The sequence below is a fragment of the Hymenobacter plasmatis genome (genome assembly GCF_020711255.1).
Taxonomy (GTDB): Bacteria; Bacteroidota; Bacteroidia; order Cytophagales; family Hymenobacteraceae; genus Hymenobacter.
This window is the reverse complement of the sequence record NZ_JAJFAW010000011.1, coordinates 97196-113351: the sequence shown is the minus strand read 5'-3', so window position 1 is coordinate 113351 and position 16156 is coordinate 97196. Positions and strand designations below refer to the sequence as shown.

At 57.7% G+C, this 16156-nt stretch carries 16 protein-coding genes; 13 read left to right on the top strand and 3 right to left on the bottom strand.

All coding sequences use genetic code 11. From position 1 onward, the window contains the following. The first annotated feature begins 25 nt into the window (after positions 1 to 25). From LJ738_RS10140 to LJ738_RS10110, 7 genes are all read left to right on the top strand, one after another. Entirely contained in the window at positions 26 to 697 is a 672-nt protein-coding gene (locus LJ738_RS10140) for a lipoprotein signal peptidase (RefSeq protein WP_227786203.1), read from the top strand. 481 nt (positions 698 to 1178) lie between these two features. Beyond that, positions 1179 to 1490: a GIY-YIG nuclease family protein gene (locus tag LJ738_RS10135; protein WP_317206796.1), complete on the top strand. Its 312-nt coding sequence runs from the start codon at positions 1179 to 1181 to the stop codon at positions 1488 to 1490. 89 nt (positions 1491 to 1579) lie between these two features. Then, complete coding sequence (locus tag LJ738_RS10130; RefSeq protein WP_227786202.1) at positions 1580 to 3484, top strand: ABC transporter ATP-binding protein; 1905 nt, start codon at positions 1580 to 1582, stop codon at positions 3482 to 3484. A 240-nt stretch (positions 3485 to 3724) separates the two neighbouring features. Beyond that, entirely contained in the window at positions 3725 to 6199 is a 2475-nt protein-coding gene (rnr, locus tag LJ738_RS10125) for a ribonuclease R (protein WP_227786201.1), read from the top strand. Positions 6200 to 6411: 212 nt separating this feature from the next. Further along, the gene (locus tag LJ738_RS10120; protein WP_227786200.1) at positions 6412 to 7383 is read left to right on the top strand and encodes a polyprenyl synthetase family protein; all 972 of its coding nucleotides are present in this window, start codon (positions 6412 to 6414) and stop codon (positions 7381 to 7383) included. A gap of 6 nt (positions 7384 to 7389) precedes the next feature. Beyond that, on the top strand, positions 7390 to 8040 hold the full coding sequence (locus tag LJ738_RS10115) for a rhomboid family intramembrane serine protease (RefSeq protein WP_227786199.1): 651 nt from the start codon (positions 7390 to 7392) through the stop codon (positions 8038 to 8040). A 100-nt stretch (positions 8041 to 8140) separates the two neighbouring features. After that, entirely contained in the window at positions 8141 to 8431 is a 291-nt protein-coding gene (locus LJ738_RS10110) for a PLD nuclease N-terminal domain-containing protein (protein ID WP_227786198.1), read from the top strand. A gap of 96 nt (positions 8432 to 8527) precedes the next feature. Here LJ738_RS10110 and LJ738_RS10105 read toward each other — a convergent pair whose 3' ends face one another. Then, positions 8528 to 9151 (bottom strand): hypothetical protein, encoded by a 624-nt coding sequence (locus tag LJ738_RS10105; protein ID WP_227786197.1) that lies wholly within the window; start codon positions 9149 to 9151, stop codon positions 8528 to 8530. Between the two features lie 104 nt (positions 9152 to 9255). Here LJ738_RS10105 and LJ738_RS10100 point away from each other — a divergent pair, with 104 nt between their 5' ends. Both LJ738_RS10100 and LJ738_RS10095 read left to right on the top strand, forming a co-directional pair. Further along, entirely contained in the window at positions 9256 to 10191 is a 936-nt protein-coding gene (locus LJ738_RS10100) for a glycerophosphodiester phosphodiesterase family protein (RefSeq protein ID WP_317206795.1), read from the top strand. Between the two features lie 265 nt (positions 10192 to 10456). After that, positions 10457 to 10843, top strand: a complete 387-nt coding sequence (locus LJ738_RS10095) for a helix-turn-helix domain-containing protein (RefSeq protein ID WP_227786195.1) — start codon at positions 10457 to 10459, stop codon at positions 10841 to 10843. A gap of 366 nt (positions 10844 to 11209) precedes the next feature. Here LJ738_RS10095 and LJ738_RS10090 read toward each other — a convergent pair whose 3' ends face one another. Both LJ738_RS10090 and recF read right to left on the bottom strand, forming a co-directional pair. Continuing rightward, positions 11210 to 11518, bottom strand: a complete 309-nt coding sequence (locus tag LJ738_RS10090; protein ID WP_227786194.1) for a DciA family protein — start codon at positions 11516 to 11518, stop codon at positions 11210 to 11212. 74 nt (positions 11519 to 11592) lie between these two features. After that, on the bottom strand, positions 11593 to 12708 hold the full coding sequence (gene recF, locus LJ738_RS10085) for a DNA replication/repair protein RecF (RefSeq protein ID WP_227786193.1): 1116 nt from the start codon (positions 12706 to 12708) through the stop codon (positions 11593 to 11595). Positions 12709 to 12911: 203 nt separating this feature from the next. Here recF and pdhA point away from each other — a divergent pair, with 203 nt between their 5' ends. The 4 genes from pdhA (at position 12912) to LJ738_RS10065 (ending at position 15987) form a co-directional block, all read left to right on the top strand. Next, a complete protein-coding gene (gene pdhA, locus LJ738_RS10080; protein WP_227786237.1) occupies positions 12912 to 13943 on the top strand; it encodes a pyruvate dehydrogenase (acetyl-transferring) E1 component subunit alpha in 1032 nt (343 codons plus the stop codon). Positions 13944 to 14006: 63 nt separating this feature from the next. Beyond that, positions 14007 to 14774: a tetratricopeptide repeat protein gene (locus LJ738_RS10075; protein ID WP_227786192.1), complete on the top strand. Its 768-nt coding sequence runs from the start codon at positions 14007 to 14009 to the stop codon at positions 14772 to 14774. Positions 14775 to 14938: 164 nt separating this feature from the next. After that, positions 14939 to 15415, top strand: a complete 477-nt coding sequence (ribH, locus tag LJ738_RS10070; RefSeq protein ID WP_068190439.1) for a 6,7-dimethyl-8-ribityllumazine synthase — start codon at positions 14939 to 14941, stop codon at positions 15413 to 15415. A gap of 188 nt (positions 15416 to 15603) precedes the next feature. After that, positions 15604 to 15987: a TraR/DksA family transcriptional regulator gene (locus LJ738_RS10065; protein WP_068190433.1), complete on the top strand. Its 384-nt coding sequence runs from the start codon at positions 15604 to 15606 to the stop codon at positions 15985 to 15987. Positions 15988 to 16156: the final 169 nt, after the last annotated feature.

The following is a 16156-nucleotide window of genomic DNA, read 5'->3' as shown; positions in this document are numbered from 1 at the left end:
TCTCGCCACTTTTGGCACCGTCTGAATGCACCCAACCCTCACCAATCGCCAGCAATCCGCCGCTAAGTTCTTCCTGCTGGCCCTGCTCATTATTGCCATCGACCAGCTCTCGAAGTGGGCCGTGCACACCTACATGCAGCCCGGCATGGCGGGGGAAATTCCCTTGCTCGGCAACTGGTTTAAGCTCCATTACACGCTGAATCCGGGCATGGCCTTCGGGGCCGAATTGCCAGCGCCCTACGGCAAGCTGGCTCTGACGGCTTTTCGCTTGCTAGCTGTCTTCGGCCTGAGCTACTACATTGTCCGCCTCTGCCGCCAGCGGGCTTCGGCCGGCTACATCGCCTGCATGGCCCTGATTTTAGGCGGCGCCGTCGGCAACCTCATCGACTCAGTTTTCTACGGCATCATCTACAACAACGCCCCCTTTGCCTCGCCCACGCGCTGGTTCTACGGCCAAGTGGTCGACATGCTGTACGTAGACATTTACGAAGGCTTTTTGCCCCAAAACTGGCCGCTGCTAGGAGGGAAGTACGTGTCGCTCTGGCCCATCTTCAACATCGCTGATTCCTCCATTTTCGTAGGCGTGGCCTTGATTCTGCTCAACCAGAGCCGCTTTTTCCATCAGCAAGAGGAGAATCAAGCCGTTGCTCCGGAGCGTGCTCCCTTAGTAGCTCCTGACACTGAGAACCTGGCGTAGCTGTAGTTTTAGTAGCAATAGGCCAGCCAACTAGACCGTCATGCTGAGCGCAGTCGAAGCATCTCTACCGCTTCGTTGACAGTGCTTTAACCAAAAATAGCTGATAGCATCAATCCTTTGCCAAATTCAAAATGAAAGTATTGAGCTTGTCAGTTCTGCTGTTATTGCCTTCTCGTAAGCATGTTATAGAGAAATATGAGGGAGGAAGTCCGTACCATTCTCATCTTATTGTGACGCTGTTCAGCGATTCTACTTTCGCATATTCAACTTGGTATCATAGCAGTCCTCGAAAGACAAATACGTACAAAGGCATCTGGCATAAGACTCCAGGGAAATTGGTGTTAGACTCTCAAAAACATAGTGGTGTGTTTCATAATGAGAGCTATAATCTAAAAGGGGACACATTGCAGCTGTACACGAAGGAAGATTCCGTGAAGATTTATAGGTTTTATAAAGAGTATTTCACTCTTATTCGCAAGCCATAAATTTTCAACGTGTACGTCTACATCCTGACATCCTGACGAATCAAACCCAAACCGTTCTTTACATTGGCGTTACCAACGACCTGACGCGACGGCTTTATGAGCACAGCCGCGGCCGGGGCGATGCAGGAAAATTTACCGGGCGGTATCAGGCTGATTTGTTGGTTTACTTTGAAACGTCGCCTGATGCTACGCAAGCCATAGCGCGGGAAAAGCAGTTGAAAGGCTGGACACGTCGAAAAAAAGACGCGCTGATTACTGCATTTAATCCGACTTGGCAGGCCATTGATTTAGAAAGTTGGGGCGGCTAACCTCAACGAAGCAGTAGAGATGCTTCGGCAAGCTCAGCATGACGTTCTTGCATGTCTAAATCGCTCAAAAACCGCCATTACTTCCCTCCGTGCCCAACCCGCTGCTCACCGTTTCCAACCTCACCATTGACTTCTCCAGCCACCGCGGCGACGTGCGGGCCGTGGACAACGTGTCGTTTGAGCTGAACCGGGGCGAGACGCTGGCCATTGTGGGCGAGTCGGGCTCGGGCAAATCGGTGACGTCTCTGGCCCTGCTTGGGCTGATTCCGATGCCGCCCGGCCGCATTGCCAGCGGCAGCACCGTATTCCTCTCCGAAAAGCTCGGCAATACCGACCTGCTGAAACTCTCCGAAACCGACCTGCGCCAGGTGCGCGGCAACGACATCGGGATGATTTTTCAGGAGCCGATGACCTCGCTCAACCCCGTGTATACCTGCGGCAGCCAGGTGGTGGAAGCCCTGCTGCTGCACACCGACTGCACGCCCAAGGCCGCCAAGCAGCGCACCATTGAGCTATTTGCCGAAGCCCAACTGCCGCGCCCCGAAGCCATTTTCAACAGCTACCCGCACGAGATTTCGGGTGGTCAAAAGCAGCGCGTGATGATTGCCATGGCCATGGCCTGCCGCCCGGCCCTGCTCATCGCCGACGAGCCCACCACCGCCCTCGACGTGACGGTGCAGGCCCGCATGCTGCGCCTGATTGACGACCTGCGCCGGCAGCACAACACCGCCGTGCTTTTCATCACCCACGACCTGGGCGTGGTGGCCGAAATCGCCGACCGCATTCTGGTGATGTACCGGGGCAAGGTTGTGGAACAGGGGAGGGTGCTGGATATTTTTTCAAATCCGCAACATCCGTACACAAAAGGCCTTTTGGCGTGCCGTCCGCGCCTCTCGGTGGGCAAAAAACGCCTGCCCGTGGTGGCCGATTTCATGCGGGAAGATGCCAGCGGGCAGCTTTTGGCCCAGCCCGCGCCCGTGCTTCCGCTGCCAGATGAGGCACTTGCGGAATCCTGGCCGGCCGTGGAGGAACAGCAGTTACGGGATAAAATTGAAACCGCCAAAACGTTCCCCGTGGAACATAGCCCAATTGGGGGTGTTCCACGCCCCGTTGAGCTTACTTCGGCGCCTGTCAGCGAGCCGCTCGTGGCCGAAAAGCCCAGCTCAACTGAACCGCTTCTCCAGGTTCAAAACCTCCAGGTCTACTTCCCGCTTCGCAAGGGCTTCTTCCGGCGGGCTACCGACTACGTGCGGGCCGTGGACGATGTCAGCTTCACGCTCTACCCCGGCGAGACCATTGGGCTGGTAGGGGAGTCGGGCTGCGGCAAAACCACGCTGGGCCGGGCGCTGCTCCGCCTCACGGAACCAACGGCGGGCAGCATCCTGTTCGAAGGAACCGATTTGGCCAAACTGTCCAGTGGGGACTTGCGCCGCCGTCGGCGCGATTTGCAGCTGGTGTTCCAGGACCCCTACGCGGCCCTCAACCCCATGCTGACGGTGGGCGAGGCCATTTGGGAGCCGATGCGCGTGCACAACGTGGGCGGCACCCGCCAGCAGCAAAAAGCGAAAGTGATGGAGCTGCTGCGCACCGTGGGCCTGCGCGACGAGCATTTCCAGCGCTACCCGCACGAGTTCAGCGGCGGGCAGCGGCAGCGCATCTGCATAGCCCGGGCGCTGGCCTTGCAGCCCAAGCTGATTGTCTGCGACGAGTCGGTTTCGGCCCTCGACGTCTCGGTGCAGGCGCAGGTCCTCAACCTGCTTAACGACCTCAAACGCGAGTTCGGCATCACTTATTTATTCATCACGCACGACCTGTCCGTGGCCCGGTTTATGAGTGACCGGCTGCTGGTCATGCACCAGGGCCGCATCGTGGAAAGCGGCCCGGCGGAGGGCATCTACGCCGCTCCCCAACACGAATACACCCAGGGCTTGCTGGCTGCCATCCCGAAGGATAGCTTGGCCGACATCGAAGCCGCCGTAGCCAGTCGAGCGTAATTGTAGCGCGGACTTTTAGTCCGCGCCCGACCAAATTCCTTGCGGCGACACACCACAGAGTCTGCTGTAGGCAGTTCGTGTTCAAACGACGCGTTGCGATAACCTGCGCGGACTAAAAGTCCGCGCTACAACCTAGCGGCGCCGGCCGCGTTTTACTTACCGTGCCGGTAATTCGGCCAACCATTTTTTCCGCTCTCGCCGCCTGCGACCAATCAACTTTTCGGCGGCCAACTCTTTTACATGAACACCCCCGAAACTCCCCGGGCTCCCCGCGCCAAGCGCGAAAAGCCCGAACCCGCGCCCATCACGCAAGCCCAAGTGCTGAGCGCCTTTACCGACAACCCCACCAAAGTCCTTGCCTACCGGCAGCTGTCGCGCCGCCTCGGCGTCACGACCAAGGGCCAGCGCGAGGAGATATTTGCCCACATCAAGGTGCTGCGCAAAAACGGACTCATTACGCTGCTTCAGAACGACGAATACCGCTTGGCCGATACAGAAGCCGTGGCCGCCGCACTGATGCCGTATAATGCCCGCAAATCGACTAAAAAAGCCCAGCCGCCGACAGGCCCGGACGTGGAGCGTTTTGCCGCCGCCGAGTTTGGCCAGGACCCCGTGGTGCACCGCCGCCGCGGGGCTGGCTTCGACTACGTGGGCGACGACTCCCGTCCGAAGCGCGATACCAACACGGTCATCGGCACGGTGGATTTGGCTACGCCCAACTTCGCCTTTGTGGTGCCCGAAGGCACCGGCAATGCCGACGACATCCGCGTGTTCACCGACCAGCTCAAGTTTGCGCTGCAGGGCGACGTGGTGCGGGTGCGCCTGCGCAGCTCCCGCGACGGCCGCCCGGTGGGCGACGTGGTGGAAGTGCTCAAGCGCGTGCGCCCCGAAATCGTCGGGCGCCTGCAGGTGCAGGGCACGCTCGGCTTCGTGAAGGCCGACAACCGCAAGGTGTACTTCGACGTGTTTGTGCCCCCGCACTTGCTGCACGATGCCCGCAACGGCGACAAGGTGCTGGTGCGCATCAACGAGTTTCCGGAAGACAGCGGCCGTCAGCCGGTGGGCGAGGTTGTCCGCAACTTCGGCGCGGCCGGCGGCAACGAAGCTGAGATTAACGCCATCATGGCCGAGTTCGGCTTGCCCTTCGAATTCCCCGAGGAGGTGGAAACCGAATCGGAAGGCATCAGCGAGGTTATTTCTGATGAGGAAATTGCCCGCCGCCGCGACTTCCGCAACATTACCACCTTCACCATCGACCCGGCCGACGCCAAGGACTTCGACGATGCCCTGAGCATTCAGAAGCTGGAGAACGGCCACTGGGAAGTAGGCGTGCACATCGCCGACGTGACCCACTACGTGCGCCCCGGCACCGAGCTGGAGCGCGAGGGCAAGCACCGCGCCACCTCGGTGTACCTGGTGGACCGCGTGATTCCCATGCTGCCCGAGCGCCTGAGCAACGGCCTCTGCTCGCTGCGCCCGCACGAAGACAAGCTGACGTTCTCAGCCGTGTTTGAGCTGGACGAAAACGGCAAGCTCTACGAGTCGTGGTTCGGCAAAACCATCATTCACTCCGACCGCCGCTTCTCCTATGAGGAGGCCCAGGAGCGCATCGAGAGCAAGGCCGGCGACCACGCCGAGGAGATAAATGTGCTCAACGACATGGCGCATAAAATCTGCGCCCAGCGCTTCAAACAAGGCGCCATCACCTTCGAAACCCAGGAAGTGAAGTTCCGCCTCGACGAGCAAGGCAAGCCCCTCGGCGTGTATGTGAAGGAGCGCAAGGACGCGCACAAGATGATTGAGGAGTTCATGCTGCTGGCCAACCGCAAGGTGGCCGAGTTCGTGTTCAACCTCAAAAAGACCAAGCCACGCTTCACCATGGTGTACCGCACCCACGACGCGCCCGAGCCCGAACGCCTGCAAACCTTCGCCCTCTTCGCCCAGAAGTTCGGCTACCAGCTCAAGCTCGATAACCCCAAAAAGGTGAGCACCGAGCTCAACAACCTGAGCTCGGAAGTGGTGGGCAAGCCCGAGCAGAACGTGCTCCAGGGCCTCGCCATCCGGACCATGGCCAAGGCCATCTACAGCACCGAGCCGCTGGGCCACTTCGGCCTGGCCTTCGACCACTACTCGCACTTCACCTCGCCCATCCGCCGCTACCCCGACATGATGGCCCACCGCCTGCTCGAGCACTACCTGCTCGGCGGCAAGAACGTGCCCGTCGACCCCGTGGAAGAAGAATGCAAGCACTCCTCGGCCCGCGAAAAACTGGCGGCCAATGCCGAGCGAGCCAGCATTAAGTTCAAGCAGGTGGAGTTCATGGCCGACGAAATCGGCAACACCTTCAAGGGCGTCGTATCTGGCCTCACCGAGCGCGGCATGTACATCGAAATCGAGGAGAACAAGTGCGAGGGCATGGTGCGCCTGAGCGACATTCCCGGCGACTTCTTTGAGCTTGATAAGGACAACTACCGCATCGTAGGTCAGAAGACCAAGCGCATCATCCAATTCGGCGACGTGATGGAAGTGGTGGTGAAATCTGCCAACCTGCTCGACCGCACCATCGACTTTGAACTAGTCGATAACCGCCCCGACCACGTGAAAAAGCGTGAAGCCGAAGACCGCCGCACCCGTGGCGGCGGAGCCCCTCGTGGCTACCGCGACCACAGCAGCGGCGGCATGGCGAAGGGCGCCCACAAAGGCAAGCGCCGGTAGAACCTTAAAGCATACCCACGCCTGTCATCCTGAACGCAGCGAAGCGGAGTGAAGGACCTTTTGGAAGCTGAACGGTTAGCAGTATTCATCTACTGCCAGCTGTTCTTCTCTTCTTAGGTCCTTCACTCCGCTTCGCTGCGTTCAGGATGACAGGTAGGGGCAGATGCCAATGACCAATAAGATGCCAGCCGCCCCCGTTCTTTGCACGCAATATGACCCCTGCTGACTTCCCCGCTCAAATCACCGCTGCTCTCGCTCAGCTCAATTATGGCGAGCAGCCCGATACGTTGTACGCCCCCATCCGATACATCATGGGTTTGGGCGGCAAGCGCATTCGGCCGCTGCTCACGCTGCTCGGTGCCCACCTCTTCACCGACGAGCTGACGCCCATTCTCAAGCCCGCGCTGGCCACCGAAGTCTTCCACAACTTCACCTTGCTCCACGACGACCTCATGGACCAGGCGCCCCTACGCCGCGGCCAGGCCACGGTGCACGAAAAATGGAACCCGAACGTGGCCATCCTCTCCGGCGACGTGATGCTGGTGCGGGCTTACGAGCTGTTCCTGGACGTGCCCGCCGAGCTGCTTCCCACCATTCTGCGCCGTTTCGGCCAGACGGCCGCCGAGGTCTGCGAAGGCCAGCAGTGGGACATGAATTTCGAGACCGAGCCGCAGGTTAGCATTGCCCAATACCTGGACATGATTCGGCTGAAAACGGCCGTGCTCCTGGGCTTCTGCCTGGAGCTGGGCGCCCGCCTCAGCGGTGCCACCGAGGAAGACGCCGACCACCTCCGCCAGTTCGGCACCGACATTGGGCTGGCCTTCCAGCTCCGCGACGACCTGCTCGACGTTTACGGCGACGCCGCCACCTTTGGCAAGCGCGTGGGCGGCGACATCGTTTCCGACAAAAAGACCTTTCTGCTGCTTACCGCCCTGGCCCAGGCCAACGATTCCCAGCAAACCATCCTGCGCCAGCTAATCGCCCAGCCCGTGACCGACGCCGATGCCAAGGTGCTGGCCGTGCGCAGCATCTACGATGAGCTCGAAATTCGTCCCCAGACGGAAGCACTCATCAATACCTACTTCCAGGATGCTCTTCAGCATTTGGAGCGCGTGGCGGCCCCCGCTGTGCGCAAGGAGCCCCTGCATCACCTCGCGCTCCAGCTCATGGACCGCGAAAACTAACCCACCGTGTTCAATCCCATTCTGATTCTCATCGGCCTCACGGTCGCCATCTCCGCCTACGCCTGGTCCAAGGACGAACTGATGAACGCCTGGATAATGGAGCCGTACCGCATGGCCCGCTCCGGCGGGCAGTGGTACCGCCTGCTCACCTCCGGCTTTCTGCACGCCGACTGGGCCCACCTACTGTTCAACATGTTTGCCTTCTACTCCTTCGGCCCGGTGGTGCTGCGGGCCTTGGCTGAGGGCTATGGCGAGGTCTTTGGGCTGGGGTTGTTCCTGCTGCTCTACCTCGGCGGCATCATCCTGTCCGATTTGCCTACGTACTTCCAGCACCGCGATAACCCGGGCTACCGCAGCCTGGGTGCCTCGGGCGGGGTGTCGTCGGTGCTGTTCGCCAGCATCCTGCTTTTTCCGGTCAATAACAACGGAGGCGGCATCATCATTTTCCCCATTCCTTTCCCCATTCAGCCTTTCGTCTTCGGCGTCCTTTACCTGGCTTACTCCTGGTACATGGGCCGGCGCCGGGCCGACAACATCAACCACGACGCCCACTTCTATGGCGCGCTCTACGGCGTGGTACTCCTGCTTGCCCTGATGCCATTCGCGGGGCCGGCTTTCATTAATCAGATAAGCTTGTTTGTTCAATCAAAATTTTGATAATCAATAACTTAAGGTTGAAAGTAAATTTGGTATAATCTATTTAGCAAGCATTGCGTAAAGGGAGCATAGTTCATTCTTTCACTTTCCTTTCTTTTCCATGCAGACCCTTCGCCATTTCGCTTCCCGTTTGCCTTTTGCGGCCTTAGCGCTTCCCCTGATGATGCTTGCCACCTCGTGCAGCCGCTTCGATGCTAATGGCAGCTTGAGCACCTGGGGCTACGTCCTTCTTGCGCTCGACCTTTTTGCCATGTTTGATGTGTTCCGCCAGCCCTGGACCATCGGCAAGAAGCTTCTGTGGGCCGCGGTGATTTTCTTTTTCCCCTTCATCGGCCTCATCATCTACTTCATGTTTGCCGGTCGTGGCAAGTCCAATACCGGGGTGGTATAGCCTCCCCCAATGGACCATCTAACGGAAAAGGCCCGTCGCAAATCTGCGACGGGCCTTTTCTTTTTTAACGTTATCAACCCTTATTGGCGAGGGAACCTATGGGTTCAGCAGCCGCTTCTTTTCCAACTGCGCCGCGCCGCGTAGCAACTCCCCGCTGTTCGTGATTTGCGTCATCTGCCAGTGGTCGCCCTGGCGGCGCAGCTTCACTTCTACCACCATGGTGGTATCGTACCTGGGCTGCGTCACCTCCAGCCCAACGAAGGCATTGTCGCCTTCTTCGCGGGTGTACTTGATGCCTTTGAACTCACTATCCGGGCTCACAACCCTACTGGCCAATCCGGTTAATGACAGGTTCACCAAGCGCTTGGGAGTAGCTGCAGCGGCCGCTTCCAGCGAGCCCGTCTCCACATAGCGCTGCACTTCCTGATGCGCCGCGCTGGCTAAGGCCGGCTTAATCATGCGCAAGGCGCCGCCCATGAGCAAACCCCCGCCGGGTACCAGCGAAGCCAATGTAGAGCCTTGTTGGGCTACATCATCCACCAGGTGGGTGGTCACGCTGTTCACGTCTACGTACTTCTCGAATGTTGCCATGTCGTGGGTCTGTACGGCAGCTGCAGCGGATACCAATGCTCCCTTGGGGCCATTCTTAAGGCTCCGATAGTAATAGTACCCGCCAGCGCCCAGTGCCAGCAGCAATACAAGTAACAGCAGTTTTTTCATGAAGCGTAAGCAATAGTGATGAGCCGCAAAAGTACCCTAAACCTGCCGTTCAGCTTTGGCCTGAGGGACGAGGCTTCTACGCCCTGCTCACTAGCAATCTTTGAATGGAGCCACTATCATCCAGTTCAACCTTCTTTTCCATTCACCTCATTCGCATCTGCTGGCCTATGCCTACTCCACTTTCAACGCATCCTTTCACCGCTCGCCGCCCAGAGGTACACGGGCATCGGGGCTGCCGTGGCCTGCGGCCCGAGAACACACTGGACGCCTTTCTGCACGCGTTGTCGCTGGGTGTCGACGTTATCGAGCTGGACGTTGTCATCTCCGCCGATAGGCAGGTAGTGGTATCGCACGAGCCCTGGCTCAACTCCCAGATTTGCCTCGGCCCTAACGGCCAGCGTATAGGCTCAAACGATAGGGAGCGGTTCAACCTGTATCGAATGCCCTATGCCGAAATCCGCCGTTGCGACTGCGGCCAGCATCGGCACCCGGGCTTTCCTGAGCAAGTTTCGGCGCCCGCATACAAGCCCCTGCTAAGCGAAGCGCTTGCCACTCTGGAAGCCGCTACCCAGCGGCTAGGGCGCCCGCCGCTTGGCTACTCCGTTGAAATCAAAAGCAGCCCCGAGGGAGACAATATCTTTCATCCCGGGCCATCAGAATTCCTGTCCCTAGTCATGTCTGAGCTGAGCGCGGCGCAGGTGTTGGCACGCACTACGCTGCTCAGCTTTGACGTGCGCATTCTCCAATTGGCCCACCAACTTCAGCCCAATTTGGCTACCTGCCTTTTGGTTGAGGACAACCTACCGTGGCCTTTCAGTATCGCCAACCTAGGGTTTACACCTTCCACGTTTGGACCGGATTTTCATTCTGTCATGGAAGAATCTGTCCGGGCCTTGCGAACAGATTTCCCCAGCCTCCGCTTGGTGCCTTGGACTGTAAATGAACCGGCAGACATGCAACGCCTCCTTGCCCTCGGCGTCGACGGCATGACCACAGACTATCCCGACCGGCTGCTCTCGATTCTTTCACGGGAGGGCTAGTAGTACAAGCGGTATGCGGGCAAGGCAATATGTGGGCTAGGCAACGTCATGGCCACTTTTATGTCGGGTGCCATTGTGTTACATCTGTGTTACAGTAAACGTTTGTAACACGTTGTTGATACAGTGTTTAATTGTAAATGATACAAAATGTGTACCTGTATATCATGTATTGTGACACATAAATTGTAATTTTATTGTTCGAACATATTTGTATTATCCACCTCCGTATAACATATTTGCATAAGCGTTACGTAACACTCTAATTATGCCACATCAAGGCGAAATCCTGCAAGAAGCTATCAAAAACAGCGGTATTTCCATCACGCGTATCGTGGACGAACTGGGTATTACACGTCCTACTATTTACCGTAAATTCAAAGAAGATACTATTGATTACAACTTCGTAAAGAAAGTGGGGGAGATTATTAATCATGATTTTTCAAACGACTTTACAGCTGTACAACAATCGTCTTTGCCATTTGTAACATCTTCGCCGCGTCCTGTTGTTACACCTGTTGTTACAAGTCGTGTAACACAGTCGCAATCCCCTGACCTTGACCCTTCCCGGCAGCTTTTAATACTCCAGTCTAAGTACATCGCCCTTCTGGAGGCCTACAATGAGCTATTGCTAAAAGTGTATGGGCCGAAGTAACAGAAATGTTCCACGTGAAACATTTTTGTCCGCACAGGGGTAGGGGAGCGGCTGTAACAGACTGCTGACATGGGCCCGCTTTAATGAAAGGCCGGGCGTGATTTACAGGCGGAGGCTGGCCTTGTTTGGAGCCAAGAGTAAGCGTAGCGCCAGACCCGATATGCCTGCCCCGCCTTACTGTTGAATGCATAAATAGCTTGCCGATTATCAAGGCATGCGCAGCACCATAGCTCCTGCTAAGTCCCAGAAATCAACTGTCGATGTTGGGCCATAGAGACACCCTCAGCAGAGACAAACTGTGAGCTTTAGCCAGACTTAAATCTGGCAAAGGGTATCGGTGGCCGAAAAGAGGGCCGAGAAGAATGGCTACAGGAAAATGACTTCCGTGACGACGGTTTCTCCCACTTCGGCATTGATGAGCTCGGCAACCCGGGTCTTGGCCATGAGCAGCTCATGCTTGAGGGGAGCAGAGCTAAGACGGACAAAGAGCCGGCCTTTGTTGACGTACACTTCCTGGGTCTTCAGCGCTACGGCTTTCCCCATGACCCGCTCCCAGCTCGATACCACCGTTACCTCGTTGAGCTTGCCCTGGAGGCGGTACGCCCGAACCAATGCCTCGAGGCCTTCCTTGAGGGAGATGTCACCGGAGCGAGAAGGGGAGAAGGGCTTTTTCACAAGGCAAGGCAGGCAAACAAAAAGGGCAAAGCTGCTCCTGTTTTGGGGGCCACAAAGGTAGCGCTTAACCGGCTCTAAACGGGCGCTACTGTACCGTCCTGCACCCGAAACCGGAGGATGGGAATGGAGACCCGGGCAAGGGCCTGGTCGGTCCGTTCCAGGTTGGTATCGGTCAGAAAAACCTGGCCAAAGGTCTCGTCGGCTACCAGCTCAAGCAGGCGGGCAATGCGTTTGTCGTCGAGGCGGTCGAAGATGTCGTCGAGCAAAAGCAGGGGTTTGTGGTGCTGCTTGGCCGCGAGCATTTCAAACTGAGCCAGCTTAAGGGCAATGGCAAAGGACTTCTGCTGCCCTTGCGAGGCGTGGCTTTTCACCGGCAGTTCGTCCATAAGAAAGACGAAGTCGTCGCGGTGCGAGCCGGTGGTGCTGCGTTGCAGGGCAAAGTCGCGCCGCTCATTGCTCCGCAGCAATTGGGCAAAGTCAGCGCCGAGCAATTGGCTCTTATAGGTTAGGGTCACAAACTCGCGGCCATCGGCAAGCAGCCGGTAATGGCGCTGAAAGATGGGGACGTACTCGGCGAGAAACGCCTCCCGGAGTGAGGTGAGCTGCTGCCCAATCGGAGCCAGCTGTTCATCCAATGCCAGTAGGTAGTCGCGGTCGAAACCGTGCGAGGGGCGGTCGCCGCCTTGCTTGAGCACCGCATTGCGTTGGCGGAGCAAGGCATTGTAAGCAATGAGTAGCTCCAGAAACTCGTGGTCGAGTTGAGCCATCAAGCTATCGAAATACTTGCGGCGGTCTTCGCTGCCCTGCCGAATGAGGTCGGTGTCGTAAGGGGAGATAAGCACCGCGGGGTACCGACCGATGTGGTCGGCCATGCGTTCATAGGGCTGCTTGTTATGGGTGAGGGTCTTTTTTTGACCTGCCCGCAGGCTAACCTGGATGGTTTCGTGTTCGGGAGCCGTTTCGGAAGAAAAATTTCCCTTAACTACAAAGAAATCAGCACCTTGCTTAATGCAAAGGGCGTCAGAAGCGGTGATAGCGCTCTTGGTGAGCGACAAATAGTGAATGGCATCCAGCAGATTGGTTTTTCCACTGCCGTTATCGCCAATAAAGCAGTTGAGGCCGGGGGATAAACGCAGGGAAGCGTCGTCGTAATTTTTAAAAAAAAGCAGCTGGAGGGAGTCGAGGGTCATAAGGTTCGGTATTGCCAGCACTTTTACGTAATTTCGCCCTCCCAACGCGAAATTTTCCTTAAACTGCTATGGCGGATACGAAAGTAAAAGCTGCTTCTAATAAATCGACGGCAACCAATGGCTCAGTAGCCAAAGGAAAAGGCAAAGCCGCGTCCACCAGTGTCCAACCAGACCCCGTAATGCCTGGTACCGATGCGCCCACCATGGCCGCCTCCGGGACGGACCTTTCCAGAGAAGCAAACGCTTCGACTTCCTTCCCCAAGGAGACGTACCTGCGCTGGTACGAGCAAATGCAGCTCATGCGCAAGTTTGAGGACAAGGCCGGGCAGCTGTACGGCCAGCAAAAGATTAAAGGGTTCTGCCACCTCTACATTGGCCAGGAGGCTTGCGTAGCCGGGGCAGTATCGGCGTTGGAGGTAGGCGATAAGTACATCACGGCCTACCGTGACCACGCCCACCCCTTGGCACTGGGCACCTCGCCCAATGCCATCATGGCCGAGCTATTTGCCAAAGCCACCGGTTGCTCAAAAGGCAAGGGCGGCTCGATGCACATGTTCGACAAAGCGGTTGGTTTCATGGGCGGCCACGGCATCGTGGGCGGGCAGGTACCGATGGGCGCGGGCATTGCCTTTGCCGAGAAGTACAACAAGACGGGCAAGCTTTGCATCTGCTACATGGGCGACGGCGCCGTGCGCCAGGGCGCCCTGCACGAGGCCTTCAACATGGCCATGCTGTGGAAGCTGCCGGTCATCTTCGTGATTGAGAACAACGGCTACGCCATGGGTACCTCGGTGGCCCGGACGTCGAACGTGACCGACCTCTACAAGATTGGCCTGAGCTACGACATGCCGTCGGAGCCGGTGAACGGCATGCGCGTGGAGGATATTCACGAAGCCGTAGCCCGCGCCGCCGAGCGCGCCCGCAAAGGCGATGGCCCCACCTTGCTGGAGTTTAAAACCTACCGCTACAAAGGCCACTCCATGAGTGACCCCGCCAAGTACCGCACCAAAGAGGAACTGGAAGACTACCGCCACCGCGACGCCATCGAAAGCGTGCGCCACACCATCCTCACCAACAACATGGCAACGGAGGCCGACCTCGAAGCCATTGACGAGCGCATCAAGGCCCAGGTGGCCGAGTCGGTAGAATTTGCCGAGACCTCGCCTTACCCCACGCCCGACGAATTGTACAAGGACGTGTACGTACAGGCCGACTACCCCTATATTCACGACTAATCAAACCGGCCCACCCGGCCATCCGGCTTGCTTGCAGGCCTTGTTGTTGAAACTCTCTCCGTAATGTCGAAGATTCCTTACACTGGCAAGAGCCAGCAGGCCCGTCAGGGGCAAACCACCCAGAACGTTCCGGCCGACCCGTTGGCGCCCGCCGAAAACCTGCCGTCTGAGAATCCGCTGCTGGAAGACCCGGACGCGTTGGCCGCCCGACTGGTAGAGTCGGAGAATTTCGTGCGCAACAACCGCAACCTGTTGTTGGGCTTGCTGGCGCTGGTGGTGCTGGCCGTGGTAGGAGCTTTTGGCTTTTACACCTGGCGCAATTCGCAGGATGCAAAGGCCCAGGCCAGCATGTTCCGCGCCGTGAACTACTGGGAGGCTGACTCGCTGAACAAAGCCGTGAAGGGCGACGGCAAAGCCCCCGGCCTGACCACTGTGGCCAATGAGTATGGCAACACCAAAGCCGGCAACCTCGCCAACTTCTACGCCGGCGTAGCAGCCCTGAAGCAAGGCAAGTACAAGGAAGCCCTCGACTATCTGGAGGACTTCAGCTCGGACGACTACCTGGTGCAGAGCCGCGCCTACGCGCTGATGGGCGATGCCCAGATGGAGATGAACAAGCCCAAGGAAGCGGCCGACCTCTACGCCAAAGCCGCCGACCACAACGCCAACGAGTACTTCTCGCCCGGCTACCTACTGAAGGAAGCCACGGCCCGCGAAGTAGCCGGCGATACCGAAGGCGCCATCAAGGCCTACGACCGCATCATCAGCGAGTACCCCACGGCCCAGGAAGTAGCCGAAGCCCGCCAGTACAAAGCCAAGCTGGAGAAGTAATCCGCAAGGCGCTTTGACCGAATGTTGTTGCGCTTCCTCAGCAGTGGGGAAGCGCAATTTTTTTACCTCGCGGCGCAAACCTTCTTCCCGGCTGCTTCTTAAGAAAGCTGCCCACCGTGGGCCCATCTCAAATTTAATTCTTAACCCTGACTGCCCCCTCTGACATGGCTACTGCTCTGCAAAACCTCAGCGACTACGACGCTTCCAATTTTACCGATATCAGCGAAAAGCGCTTTGGGCTGGTGGTGGCCGAGTGGAATCGGGAGATAACCGACGTGCTCAGCGCCGGGGCGTACGATACCTTGCTCAAGCACGGGGCCAAGGCAGAGAACATCTACCGCAATACCGTGCCGGGCAGCTTCGAGCTCACGCTGGGCGCGCAGTTTCTGGCCCAACACGACGAGATGGACGCCGTCATTTGCCTGGGGGTGGTAATTCGGGGCGAAACCAAGCACGACGACTACATCTGCCATGCCGTAGCCCAGGGCATTACCCAGGTAGGCCTGAAGTTCAACAAGCCGGTCATTTTTGGCCTGGTGACGACCAATACGCTGGAGCAAGCCTGGGACCGGGCCAGCGGCAAGCACGGCAATAAGGGCGTGGAAGCCGCTGTGGCTGCTATCCAAATGTTAGGTTTTTAGCAGAACAAGAGGAAAGCGCGCCGCGCTACGTAACTTTGAGCCCGCAAAATCAAGCATTCAACCGCTTCAGCTTGTGGCAATAAGTCCACTTAGACTCGGGCAAACCATTTAGTATCCGGTGGTGTTGCCGGAGAGTTGCCTAGCGGTGACGACCCAACCTCTCCCATATTTCTTTTTTACCACCTTCGATGAACGACGACAACATTCGCTATTCCCGGGAAGACTTGAATGAGTTCGACCAGATTATTCAGGAAAAACTGACGGCGGCCCGTAAGGAGTTGTCATTCATTAAAGAAACCCTGAACCGGAGCAACGACACCGGGACCGACACCACCGCATCTTCGGCCAAAGTGCTGGAGGACGGCGCCGAAACGGCCGAGAAAGAAAGCATGAACCAGCTGGCTTCGCGCCAGATGAAGTTCATTCAACAGCTCGAAAACGCCCAGGTTCGTATCAAAAACGGCACCTACGGCGTGTGCATTGGCACGGGCAAACTGATTCCTAAGGAGCGTCTGCGGGCCGTACCGCACACCCAGCACTCCATCGAAGCCAAAATGGCGCGTCGCGACTAGTTTGCGTCTTGGCCCGAGGCCCGAACCTGTGGGCCGGCGCTGCGGCGGCCGGCTGGCAGGTTCGGGCTTTTGCTTTTACCTTAAGTGAATCATTTTGGCAGCCGGGCGCTTTAGCAGGTCGGTAGCCAGGAATTGAGCACTGACCACCACGTTTTTTATCATACCGTAG